Consider the following 12,669-nt stretch of genomic DNA (forward strand, 5'->3'; position numbering starts at 1 on the left):
TGTAGGGGCGAAGCATTCGGACGGAAAATTTTAGGCGTTCGCGATAATTCATCACCCGAATGCTTCGCCCTAAACGAGAGGTGTATAGGTACGCATACCCTGTTACGTCTGTAAACATTGAGTAATGGACTGGCGCTCTAGGGCGTGTTTTCAAACTCTAAATTTACCTGTGTCTTGCGAAGAAGATCCCCCCATCCCCCCTTAAAAAGGGAGGAGAATCAACTCAAAGTCCCCTTTTTTAAGGGGGATTTAGGGGGCTCTCCGGGTTTGAAGACACGCCCTAGCCCCCCAATTTTGGGGGGAATAGAATTCAAAGTCTCCCAGAATTGGGGGATTTAGGGGGCTTTCCAGGATTTATGCAAGAGGTCTAAGGAAAAAAGCTTACTGTACAAGCTTTTGAACCTTTTTCAACTGGATAGTTATTTCTGCCAAGCTAGTCTAGTACACTTCAGGATTAACGCAATAAGGCAAGCGATCGCCCCTCAATCCTGCCATCAGATTTTCAATTGCCATATTGGCCATTTTTTCCCGCGTCTGACGGCTGGCGCTGCCCAGGTGAGGCGCAATAATCACATTATCTAGAGTCAGCAGTGAACTGTCCATTGGAATGGGTTCAGGTTCCGTCACATCCAAGGCAGCACCGGCAATTTGACCAGTACTCAGCGCTTGGTACAAGCCATCGGGGTCTACCACCGCTCCTCGTGACGTGTTAATCAGGATAGAAGAGGGCTTCATTTGCTCAAACTCGCGATCGCTAAACAGATGATAAGTATCCTCAGACAACGGCGTATGAATCGTGACAAAATCCGATTCACACAGTAGGCGATCGAATGCAACAAACTCCACTGCCAAAGATTGTTCCAGTTCTGGTTCGCATCGATGCCGACTCGTGTACAAAATCCGCATCTCAAACCCCTTAGCACGACGAGCAACCGCCTGACCTATGCGCCCGAAGCCAACAATACCCAAAGTAGCCCCTGTAATGTTTGGCCCCAACAACAAATCTGGCTCCCACGTCCGCCACTCCCCCGCACGAGTAAACCGATCTGCTTCCACCACTCGCCGTGCGGCTGCCATCAATAACGCCCAAGCAAAGTCAGCGGTTGCATCCGTCAGGACACCAGGTGTATGTCCGACGGGGATTTGCTGTGATGTAGCCGCCGGAATGTCAATGTTGTCGTAGCCTACCGCCATCTGGCTAATCACCTTAAGTGAGGTTGCTGCTTCTAGTAGTTGGCGATCAATTCGGTCAGTCAACAGACAGAGTAAGCCATCAATGGATTGAATCTTTTCCAGTAAAATCTCATAGGGAGGCGGTTGGCGCTCAGTCCAAACTTCAATGCTTGCAATCTCTTGCAATTGCTCTAATTGGGTGGGAAGGCGGCGAGTGATAAAGACTTTGGGTTGGGACATAATTAAGGGTTTGAGACTTTCATATCAAGGGGAATGGCTTAATTCTGGGGTCTGGCAGCTGACGGAATCAACTGGCAACGAAAAATGTGCGATCGCCTACTGCACCTATGGTTCTGGAAAAGGCTACAAGACATTAGGTTAGGGAATCTTATTTAAAACTCATGGGATAGATTTTGAGCCATCCTGAATTTCTAACTAACGGATGGCTACGCTTCTACCTCAAGAGTGTCCGTATCAAAGTCTTGGAATTGGTAGCCTTAGAACATAGAAACATCATCCGCTAAAAATCCTTCGCCGTAGTCTGAATTGCATGTCGAAGGAAAGCCAGATTTATTGTGCATATTCTTTGAATAATCTGCCTATAAGCTTCTGCATTCCTTCATATACCCTTAACCATTCTAATCAAAAAGAATTGTTGCAAGCCCCAAAAAATTGAAAACGCAGATATCAAACCCTTTTTTCTTTAGCTATTTTACCAAAATGGATATTAATTTAGAAAGATTTTTTCAAGGTTTTTTTAGTCAGTTATTACCGTTACTATTCGGTTTTTTAGACGATGCTTTGCTACTCATACTCTCCCGCTTAGGAATCCACTTCAAGGGTCTAGAGTGGCTTTCTCCAGTAATACTGAGCTGTACAATACTTTATTGGGCAGTGAAGTTGTGGCAAAACCGCAATAGCGAAGAGAAAGTATTTCAAAAAGTATAGCAATGTTAAGCATCCATACCCATCTTTAGTCAAGTACTCAGCAACTTGTATAGGATACTCTTTAAAGCAAGTGCCCTGAAAATTCTTAACCAGAGACTTCTCTATCATCAATCGATAAGTCTTCCTCTGTTTCAAAAAAGTCAACGGCACCACTGCTGATTTCGTAGTAAGCACCAATCACGGCAATCTCCTTTTTATGCATGGATTCTACAACCACTGGGTTTTGCTTAAGTTCATGTACTTGCCTGCGAACATTGGCGATTACGGCTTCTCGCATCCGTGCTTTTGAGTCGCGAATTCGTGGTAGCTTCCTAACTGATGGCACAATGCGATCGATCAGAAATTGGATATACTCCGGTTCAAAGCACCGTTCTGCTTCATCTAGCATTGCTGCTTGCACGGCACCACAGCCCTCATGACCCATCACAACCACTACCCGTGTTTTTAAGTGCCGGATAGCATACTCAATACTCCCTAATGTGCCTGCCTCAACAACATTACCGGCAATACGAATGACAAATAAGTCACCTGCCCGTTGAGCGAAAATAATTTCCGTCGGCACCCGACTATCCGAACAGCCCAGGACGACAGCAAAAGGAGTCTGAGTAATAACTTGTGCGCGACGCTCGACCGCTGAAAAATCAGAGGGAACTCTTCGCCCACTGAAAAAGCGGGCATTGCCAATCTTGAGAGCCAGAATAGCTTCCTCACTAGTTTTGATAGTAGGGGCTTTGAGCTGAGCGACTTCCCGCATTGTCAGGTTCGTTTGAAACACGCGACCCAACTCTAAATCTTGTTCTATGAGTGACTGGTTTTCCAGTATTCCTTCCGAGTGATTTGCGTTGCCATCCATATAAAGATTGTCTTCTAAAAATTTTTTGACCATAAAAACTTTACTCTCACCACGAGTGAGTTATGTAGCCACTCCAACAATTTGGGCAATAAATTGAATTTGACCTTTCTCGTTTGGCGATTCCCTGACGCACTCGATTCGCAAGCATCACCGCCAGCACGTTACTATCTTTACAGAACTTAATACTATAAAACCGCTTTCTTGGTTGGAGTGAATAACATCGATGGAATTGGCGACATTTGGAGCTGGTTGTTTTTGGGGTGTGGAGGCAGCATTTCGGAAAATTAAAGGAGTAATCTCAACTTCTGTGGGGTACATGGGAGGGCATTTCCCTAACCCTTCGTATCTCGATGTGTTGTCGAGGATAACAGGTCATGCAGAAGTTGCGCAGGTTGAGTATGACCCGTCGCAAATAAGCTATGAAGAGCTTCTCGATGTGTTTTGGAACATCCACGACCCCACATCGCTCAACCGCCAAGGCCCAGATAGGGGAGAGCAATACAGGTCTGTGATATTTTTCCACAATCACCAACAGGAACAGGTGGCGAAGCGCTCAAAGGAGAAGCTGCAAATGTCTGGCAGGTTTGATAAAGACATTGTGACGGAGATTAAGCCAGCCAAGGAATATTACTTAGCGACTGAAGAGCATCAGCAGTATTTCGAGAAAAAGGGACAGCGAAGTCAAAATAATTCGGAATTATGAATACTCGCTACGCGAGAAGCTTCTCGCGTAGCGAGTACTAGGAATTTTTAAATTGTATTTAACTCCGTCTTGGTAAAACAATAATAAACTCAGCATAACTGCCTGCTTCAGTTTCGACCTTGAGTACACCTTGATGCTCTTGCACAATGATATCGTGACTGATGGATAGACCCAACCCTGTTCCTTGTCCGGTTGGCTTGGTGGTAAAAAAGGGATTGAAAATTTTATCCACAATTTCTTCGGGTATCCCTTTACCGTTATCTCGGATACGGATTTCTATCTGTTCACCTAGGTTTTTTGTGTTTACCCAGAGCATGGGAGTAAATTGCTCACCGAGTTCTCTGCTTTTTTCGCGAGCCGCATAACAGGCGTTGTTGATCACATTCAGAAACACTCGGCTAATATTCTGTGGTACAACATTAAGCGACTCAATTGTGTCGTCGTAGTGGGTTTCAATACTGATGTTGAAGGACGAATCTTTGGCACGCATTCCGTGATAGGCCAAATTGATATACTCTGCCAGTAGGGCGTTGATGTTAGTCTGTTGTCGTTCACCGGCTTTGCCCCCAGAGTGCATTAACATGCCGCGCACAATATTGTCTGCTCTCTTCCCATGTTCGTTGATTTTTTTGACGTTTTGAGTGAGGTCATTTAATATCTCCTCAATATATTCTGTTGTTTCTTCCTCTAAGCGGTCTTTCTGGTTTTCAATCTCGTCGAGCAGTTCTTCTGTTAACTCGGCAGAAAGTTCAGCGAAGTTATTCACAAAGTTTAAGGGATTTTTGATTTCGTGGGCAATGCCGGCGGTGAGGGCACCAAGTGAAGCTAGTTTCTCTTGGGCGATAATTTGGTCTTGGGTAGCTTTGAGCTTTTGAAGAGTAATGGAGAGTTCCTGATTTTTTTCTTGTAATTGCTGGGTTCTTTCTTCGACTTTCACCTCCAGTGTCTGGTTGTATTCTTCTAATTGGTTATAGAGGCGGGAGTTTTCAATGGAGATGGCGGCTTGGGCAGACAGGATTCTCAAGGTTTCGACGCGATCGCTCGTAAATGCCCCAGTAGTAAGATTGTTTTCTAGGTAGAGAATGCCGCTGAGTTTGCCTTGGTTGAGCAGGGGCGTGCAGAGAATGGATTTGGGTTGGGTGGCAACGATGTAGGGATCGCGGGTATATTGTCCCTCATGAGTGGCATCATTTAAGACAACGTTTTCCTGGGTGTGAGCGACAAAGTTGGTGATGGCAGTTGAGACTAAGGGAATTCCAGTGGAGGGATTGATAGAGTCTACAGGAATGGAGCGCATGACATTCACCTCATCTTTACCAACAACGCCCTCGGCTTCAATCAACCACTTACCATCTTTATCTAGAATCAAAAAGCCTTTTTGCGCTCCGGCATTTTCAATAGCAATCTTCATCAACTTGGAGAGCAATTTGCCGAGTGCGATTTCACTGGTTAGGGTTTGAGAGGCTTTGATGACGGTTGATAAGTCCAACGATTGGGTACTACCGCCAGTCGTCGTGACAGTCCCGATGGTTTCCTTGTTGTCAGTTCGGTGGGTTGCGCCTACTAAAATTTGTGGGTATTCAGCTTCTAAGGCTTTGATTTTGGCAACGGCTCCCCAGCGAGTATAACAATGGTGAGCATTTTTCATGTAGAACTGACCAATTTCTTCTCTGTCGATGGAGAGATAAAATTCTGCGGCTCGTTCATAAGCGATCGCTTCTTCTTGAATATACCCATTGTCTCTAGCCCCTTTAACGGCTTGTTCATAAAACTGGGATGCTTGCCAATATTGTCCCAAGACACGCGCTTTCTCTGCTTCGACTAGATGAAATTTATGTAGGTAATTCATTGGAGCATAATGCGCCCACTTCTGCATCTTTTCTTGATTGGTATTAACTCGATTGAGCCAAGCCTCTTGTTCGGAGTTTGAAGCTTCATTAAATACTTTTAAATGAGCTAGAGAATCATACAAATGGAATAGAGCAAACGATGGCATTCCTGTCACACCGTCTAAATACTGCTCTGTCATTACAGCATTTTGTCTAGCTTGATGAGCCTCTCCAAATAGATAACATAGGATAAGTTTATTGAGATAAATTAAATGAAGTCCTACTTTATCATTCACTTCAAGAGCATGGGACAGCGCTTGCTCCTCGTTGTAAACTTCACCCATTAACTGGGTGAGATTGTCCGTCTTACCCAGTAAATTCAGGATTACCTGCAAAAACATTACAATCCAATTAAAGGTGATGGCTCGCCTGACTTGACTGTTAGCTTTGCAGTAGGCTGCTATTTCCTGTTCTAATAAACTGATGTTACGACCGATAAAATATGAATTTGTGCATAGACAAAAGGCACAATTACCAAAAAATTCATAATCCCCATTTTCTAAAGCGCTATGATAGCTGTCAATCAACATTGGTATGGTTTCACTCAAATGCTTTTTCCAAGGCATGACGAAAAAAGCAAAAACCTGATATACCTTAGGCTTGACTTTCTTAGCATTTAACCGTTTGACTAAACTGATAGCCAATTCGCCAAATTTATAACCGGACTCAAGAGTTAGAATGTCTCCACAGAGAATCAATGCGTAAGACACATAACCAAATGCCGACAAGGCTGCATTCCCATATTTGATAGATAAATTTACCGCTTCTAACACAATAGGTACGAAAAGTTGAGCAGCACACATAAATGTAGCCGGTATTATACTCGACAGAATAAACAGAGCTGCTAGCTTTTCTGAAGATGTCATTTCCGGCAGATTAATTAAGTCTTGGATGTCTTGATTAGAATAGAGTGAAGCAGTTGCTTCCAATCGGTTTTGAATATCCAACTGAATCGGATCTGCTGGTAATTCCACTCCCAAAAGATTCAGCACTTGCAACCCAATATTAATCGCTTCTTGGGGATGTCCCTCTGACAAATGGGCTTGGATTTTGATGTCATAAATCTTCAGTTTTTCTAACACTGTTTTGGTGCAGTTTTGCACCACTTCAGCCAATTGCTCCATCTGCTGAAAGTCACCACACAGGTACGCCGCCTCTGTTGCTTCCTCGTACAGAGCTAAGCTTAGGTCATACTGTTGCTGCCAGCTATCTGATGCCAAAACGTCCAAACCCGCGTTTAAATATCTGACAGCCGCTTCATAAGCTGTTGCTCCCTTCGCTTTTTTGCCAGCAATCAGATTTAATTGAGCTAACTTATCTTTCTCAGACTGCTGGGTGAGTAATTCTGCTCCGATATTCAGTTGGTTGACGATATCAAAAATATTTTCTTCCAGTTCGTTGGCTTGAGTATTCTTCAGCAGGAGTTGACCAACTTTGAGGTGAACTTCTTTTTTTTGGTCTTCTGGAATCAGAGCATAGGCGGCTTGCTGAACGCGATCGTGCAAAAATTTGTAAGGGATGGAGGATGGGTAATGGGGGATGAGAGATAGAGAGGTTTCTGAGTTACTACTAGACTCTATCTCCTGGCTCCAAAGTAGGGGAATTTTGTAATCATCGCTCAGAGGCACAATTAAACCTTCTTGAAGCGCTGGCCAAAGCTCAGCTGCTGTCTCTGATAGGGATTTGGCCTGAACAACGGAGAGAACGCCTAAATCAAATCGGTTCCCAACACAGGCCGCTAACTTTAAAACATTCTGGGTTCTATCATCGAGTTTTTCAATCTTGCCGATCATTAATTCGACGACATTATCGGTTATCTCAACCGCTTGAATTTGCTGGATATCCCACTGCCATTGACCTGTATGGGACTCAAATGACAACAGATTTTTCGCGTAAAAAAATTGCAGTAACTGAGTTAAGAAGAAGGGATTGCCGTTAGTTTTATTGAAGATTAGCTCGGCAAGAGGCTTAGATACTTCTATTGAAATATTTAGAGCATCCGCAATTAATTCGTTAATGTGGTCAATATCCAAAGGCTGAAGGATTAGAGTCGTTACTCGGGTACCACTTGCCTCTATCTTATTCAAGGTATGCATCAACGGATGAGATGCACTAACTTCATTATCTCGATAAGCCCCAATCATCAAAAGATAGTGGCTATCGGTCATCAGTTGTTCAATCAATTTCAATGATGCTGAATCAGCCCACTGCAAATCATCTAAGAAAATAGCTAGGGGATGTTCTTTTTTTGTGAAGACACCCAGAAATTGTTGAAACACAAAGTTGAATCGATTTTGGGACTCTGTTGACCCTACTTGTAGAACTGCTGGTTGTTTGCCAATAATCAGTTCGACGTCGGGAATAACGTCAATGATGATTTGACCGTTATTACCCAATGCATCTAAAAGTTTTTGTTTCCAAGTTTGAAGCCGCGCTTCACTTTCACTCAGTAACTGCCGAATTAATTCCTGGAAGGCTTGAATGAGGGATGCATAAGGAATATCCCGCTTAAACTGGTCAAACTTACCAGAAATAAAATACCCTCGCTGTCGCACAATCGGTTTGTGAACTTCATTGACTAAAGCCGATTTGCCGATGCCTGAATAACCAGCAACGAGCATCAACTCGGTCGTGCCTTGGTTGACGCGCTCAAAGGTTGCCAATAGTTGGTTTACTTCTTCTTCCCGACCGTAGAGTTTTTGCGGAATTTGAAACTTATCTGAGATATCTTGATGAGCTAGAGGTAAATCGGAAATGTGACCGCTTGTTTGTAACTGATGCAGGCAGGTTTCTAAATCGGCTTTGAGTCCCCAGCCACTCTGATATCGATCCTCTGCGGTTTTTGCCATCAGTTTCATTACAATATCTGAAACGATAGTTGGTAAGGGTGTACCGCTGTACACTCCTACCAATTCATGGGGCGGTACGGGTTGTCTAGCGATATGACAATGCACCAACTCCATTGCATCAGTAGTTGCAAACGGGAGTTGGTGAGTCAGCAATTCGTAGAACGTGACACCAAGAGAATAAAAATCAGTGCGGTAATCGATCGCACGGTTCATTCGTCCTGTTTGCTCAGGCGAGATATAGGCTAGGGTTCCCTCGATGCGATCAGGATTGCGAAGGGTGGGATTTTCTCGCGATAAAACGGTGGAAATACCAAAATCGATGAGTTTCAGTTGTCCCGTTTCGGGGTTGTAAACGATATTCGATGGATTAATATCTTTGTGGATGATATTGGCAGCGTGAATCGCTGCCAAACTCTCAGCAATGTTTATGCCAATGGTCAGAAATTCTTCCAGTGTAAACTGGCGTTTGGTTATCCAGCTTTTTAAGGAGTCTCCGCCAAAATCCTCTAAGAGCATGGCTAGACTATTGTGATAGCGTCGCAATTCATAAACTTTGACAACACCATCCAGATTTAGAGAACGAGTAATTTCGTATTCTTGTTTGTATTGCGTGAGTTCTGCTGGAGTGGGATAGTCTTGCTTGAGAATTTTGAGAATAAGAGGCTGATTGCCGCGATCGCGAACCGCTCGATAAACTAATGAATTAGAACTCTCGTAGATTTTAGCGATAATCTGATAATCAGTCAGAGCGTTCATCGTTGGATTTTCCTGAAAGCTGATTTATAACGTGAATCTTCACTTTTTGCGTATTACTCAGATAGAGATACGAGCCGAGTATCCCCCTTCTTAATTATTGGGCTGCATTCGTCTTGACGGGCGATGGAGGACGGTAAAAATCTTTGTGCAACAAAGTGAAAGCGGGTTGCATGGAACTCGGTCAATTAATCCTACTTTGTCTAGAGTAACGAAGTAGGCCAACCTAATGAAATATATAGCAGTCGCCAAGGCGATTAGGACAAATGGTCTAAAGCCAATTGCTAATCCCAGCTTTTGGCATGTCCTAACGGTTGTGTCGGTTGCTATATCAAAAATTCAACAACGATTAGCGACTTTGAAAAAAACCTTTGATTTCTTTCAAATCCTTGTCAAAAAAGAGATAAATCGCGGACATTTGGTGTCTGCGATATCCTACTGCAATCATTTGCAATCATTGTAAGTTAGTATTTGCTGCTAAATCTCGACAGCGTGTTAGTTGTTGAGCATGAGATAAACAGCCCAAATTGCCATTGCTCGTAGGTAGTGGCTGGCGCGGAAGGTACCTGCTGCGGTAATAGCTTCTGGCGTTCTAAATTGCAGCCCATTTTCATAGACCTGCTGTACCACAGCTTCCGTCAGTCGGAACGCTTCCTCCTTCATTCCTTGCTGCACCAAAAATGCTGCTAATCCAAAATTAATCCCAGCCCAAACTTCTAAGGGATGAGTCGCTTTAGGATTTTCTGGGGAACCATCCGGTCTAACTCCGTTGGCTGCTCCGAATTGAGCATCTTGGAATTTTAAAAAACAAGCCTCGTATACAGTTTTTAGGGCAGACTGAACGCATTCTTTGGGTACGATATCGGGCAATTTTAGTAACTGGGCGTAGAACTGACCACATAGCTGATCTGCCATGACGGTATCTGAGTTACTCTCACTATCCAGCCGATAGTATTGACCATTCCAAAGCTTTTCTTGATAAATGGGTTTTGCTTGTTCTAGCCAGTGGCGATAGCGGTCAATCGTTTCTTGGATTGATTCTGGGTCGGGTAATTCTATCAGTTCCGATCGCGGCGGGTAGTCCTTAATCAGGATTTCGCCAATTGCGATCGCAGCTTCTAGGGCTGCCAACCACAACCCACCACAATACGCGCTGACTCCTTGCAACTGCCAGTCATCAAAGGTCTGATCGGGTGCTCCAGAGTTTTCCGGAATCCCATCTCCGTCTTTGTCAAAGGTCTTGAGATAAGCTAAAGTCTGTACTACGCTCGACCAACACTCCCACAAAAACTCGCTATCCTTAGCCCCTGTAAGGACAAAATCCCGATACACCTGCAAGACAAAATCACAGGGTAAATCTTTCCACTGATTACAATCCTGGTAGCTGGTATAGTTCGTCTTTTCCCAAGGATGCTCATTGGGAGCACCGAGATCATGGGGCGTGGCACCCGCTAATTTGCGAATGGCCTCGCTTCGGTTATAACCAATAATACGGGGTGTCTCATCATCGGTAGGAATGGCACGGGCGAAGGCTTCTAAGACCGCTTTATCTAATCGAGGCCAAAGCATTGCTAGACCAAAAGAGCCATAAAGCCTCACATCCAGACTCTCGTACCACCGATAATCCAGGCACTCCAAAACCCCAAACTGACCAATCGGGTCGCGATCATCCGCCGCTGTCCAGAGAGTACCGCCATCCGCCAGTAAGTACAACTCATTAAACAGAGCCATCTTAAACCAGTTGGGCAAATCTTCCCGATTTAAGATAGGTTCCTGCCAAGACTGTATTTTTTCCTTCCACAAATCAGCGTGTTTGAGGGCAGTACGGACGATTGACCAAGCATTGTTGCCCATGCGACCGAAGAAATCGGTATAGCGTCGGTAATAGTTGATACCTGGAGCAAACTCCGTGATGGGGAAGTCCCAAGCCAGGATAAAAGGAATTTTGCGAGTTCTGCCAGGACGGATCGTGAAGCGGATTGCGATCGCACCCGCAATTTGTTCTCCCGGTGCTGCGGGTGTCTCATCCTGCATATCTCCCAAGCTGCCATCCGCCGCAAAGGGTTTCCAGACTTCAGCACCACTACCAGACGGGTTCCAGCGAGTATGGTAGAACACTTCCATACTGGGATTGGTGACAGTTGCAAAACACAGTTGCCCCTCACCTTCCTGAATCTCGTCGTGCAGCCTAACCCGATCTAAGAGACAACCGACCCGGAAGTTATCGATAATCCACTGATTGTAACTTCCCGTACTATCACCCCAGCGCGGTTGGTACTCATACACCGGACTGCCATCATCCCGTACTCTTACCTGTGGGCTTTTTATCGCGTTTGTAAACCAGCCCACGATATTCTGCCAGGTGAGCATAATGCTGACAGTAATTGGAGCATCTGTGGGGTTGTGGGCTGTCCACTCAAAGACGGCTACCGGGTAACTCGTTTCCTGGTAACACCCCGCCCAAATCGGGGATAACTGCTCACAAGTCAGTTCGGTTTGGAAAACATTTTCATAGGTAAACCAACTCCGAGGATACAGCGCCTGATAAGTACCCGTATTGCCTTTTGCTTTTTGCGAAGCCGGATACCATTGCCACGCGCTCAGACTACCATCCTCCGGCGGTTCGGTACACAGAGCATAAGCTTGCTTGGGTGCGTTCTCTGACTGCTCAAAGACACTAAACTGACAAGCTGGAAGGCTTTTAAAGGTATGCTCTCCCCCATCTAGGTGCCACAAATTAAAGTCTCCTCGTGGAGAACGACCGATGCAACCCGCCCCAAACCCTCCAAGGGGCATTCCATGCCAGGGGCCATCGTCGAGATTACTAGCATAGCGGACGGTGTAGGGGTTGTCCCAGCCAAGACCAATGGGACGCTTCCAGGTACACTCAGGGATTTTTGGACGGGGAGGTTGATAGATCATGCCCTGATTTTACCGAGATTAGGGTCACATGGATTGCCTCCAAGTCCCATTCTCTATGGCGAATGAACCTTAGCTGAACACAAGCCATGATACTGTTTCTTGATGTCCTCAAGGGTTCTACGCAAGCCATCAGCATGGAGCCAACCCACGAAGCCCCCATAGAGGCATTGTCCCTCGTGGTTACCAAGAAAGACGTGCTCCACCTGTAAAGGATTTCTCCAGGTACGAATTGTAATTCCGTTGTGGAACCTAATATAGGCTCTTGAGCGGTAGAAATCTCGTCGATGTGCATCAGTTATTCCTGGAACTAACCGTATCTGCTGAATTAATAGACTACTGAAATTGGTTTCTTGCTCATCTACAGCGATTTGTGGGTTAGTCCAAAAATTCTGAATGGTTGCCGCAACCTCTGGGTGATTTTTGAGAACGGCATGAGATAAAGCGGGTAAACAGATAAACTGCTTGGCTCCTGAAAACTTGGTTGTTTCTATGGTAATTGTGCCGTCGCTGCCATTATCAATATCACCAGCAATGATTAATGTAGGAATGGCTGTGGCAATTAACTCAGCCATCTCCCGA

Annotated in this window: 7 protein-coding genes and 1 pseudogene; 3 read left to right on the forward strand and 5 right to left on the reverse strand. The window is 44.9% G+C overall.

Annotated elements, in window-relative coordinates; translation table 11 throughout:
• Positions 1–438 precede the first annotated feature (438 nt).
• A complete protein-coding gene (locus V6C93_RS30145) occupies positions 439–1,413 on the reverse strand; it encodes a D-glycerate dehydrogenase (RefSeq protein WP_333480369.1) in 975 nt (324 codons plus the stop codon).
• Positions 1,414–1,423: 10 nt separating this feature from the next.
• Here V6C93_RS30145 and V6C93_RS30150 point away from each other — a divergent pair, with 10 nt between their 5' ends.
• Both V6C93_RS30150 and V6C93_RS30155 read left to right on the forward strand, forming a co-directional pair.
• Positions 1,424–1,555, forward strand: a complete 132-nt coding sequence (locus tag V6C93_RS30150) for a hypothetical protein (RefSeq protein ID WP_333480370.1) — start codon at positions 1,424–1,426, stop codon at positions 1,553–1,555.
• 338 nt (positions 1,556–1,893) lie between these two features.
• Positions 1,894–2,121, forward strand: coding sequence for a hypothetical protein (locus tag V6C93_RS30155; protein WP_333480371.1), 228 nt, complete (start codon positions 1,894–1,896; stop codon positions 2,119–2,121).
• A gap of 85 nt (positions 2,122–2,206) precedes the next feature.
• Here V6C93_RS30155 and V6C93_RS30160 read toward each other — a convergent pair whose 3' ends face one another.
• Positions 2,207–3,007 carry a carbonic anhydrase gene (locus tag V6C93_RS30160; protein WP_333480372.1) on the reverse strand — a complete coding sequence of 267 codons (801 nt, stop codon included), beginning with the start codon at positions 3,005–3,007 and terminating at the stop codon, positions 2,207–2,209.
• A 190-nt stretch (positions 3,008–3,197) separates the two neighbouring features.
• Between V6C93_RS30160 and msrA the strand changes: the two genes are divergently transcribed.
• Positions 3,198–3,677 (forward strand): peptide-methionine (S)-S-oxide reductase MsrA, encoded by a 480-nt coding sequence (gene msrA, locus V6C93_RS30165; RefSeq protein WP_333480373.1) that lies wholly within the window; start codon positions 3,198–3,200, stop codon positions 3,675–3,677.
• 58 nt (positions 3,678–3,735) lie between these two features.
• Here the strand turns inward: msrA and V6C93_RS30170 are convergent, their stop codons facing one another.
• The 3 genes and pseudogenes from V6C93_RS30170 to V6C93_RS30180 all read right to left on the reverse strand — a co-directional run.
• Entirely contained in the window at positions 3,736–9,171 is a 5,436-nt protein-coding gene (locus tag V6C93_RS30170; protein ID WP_333480374.1) for a trifunctional serine/threonine-protein kinase/ATP-binding protein/sensor histidine kinase, read from the reverse strand.
• A gap of 492 nt (positions 9,172–9,663) precedes the next feature.
• On the reverse strand, positions 9,664–12,090 hold the full coding sequence (locus V6C93_RS30175; RefSeq protein WP_333480375.1) for a GH116 family glycosyl hydrolase: 2,427 nt from the start codon (positions 12,088–12,090) through the stop codon (positions 9,664–9,666).
• 53 nt (positions 12,091–12,143) lie between these two features.
• Positions 12,144–12,669: pseudogene (locus V6C93_RS30180) on the reverse strand (lysophospholipase); the annotation flags it as partial.

Origin of the sequence: Allocoleopsis sp. (assembly GCF_036703385.1) — a bacterium.
Taxonomy (GTDB): Bacteria; Cyanobacteriota; Cyanobacteriia; order Cyanobacteriales; family Coleofasciculaceae; genus Allocoleopsis.

Excerpts from the sequence above, each read along its gene's own strand:
- V6C93_RS30175 (WP_333480375.1), bottom strand. The coding sequence starts at position 12,090 with ATGATCTATCAACCTCCCCGTCCAAAAATCCCTGAGTGTACCTGGAAG.
- V6C93_RS30170 (WP_333480374.1), bottom strand. The coding sequence starts at position 9,171 with ATGAACGCTCTGACTGATTATCAGATTATCGCTAAAATCTACGAGAGT.
- V6C93_RS30155 (WP_333480371.1), top strand. The coding sequence starts at position 1,894 with ATGGATATTAATTTAGAAAGATTTTTTCAAGGTTTTTTTAGTCAGTTA.
- msrA (WP_333480373.1), top strand. The coding sequence starts at position 3,198 with ATGGAATTGGCGACATTTGGAGCTGGTTGTTTTTGGGGTGTGGAGGCA.
- V6C93_RS30145 (WP_333480369.1), bottom strand. The coding sequence starts at position 1,413 with ATGTCCCAACCCAAAGTCTTTATCACTCGCCGCCTTCCCACCCAATTA.
- V6C93_RS30160 (WP_333480372.1), bottom strand. The coding sequence starts at position 3,007 with ATGGTCAAAAAATTTTTAGAAGACAATCTTTATATGGATGGCAACGCA.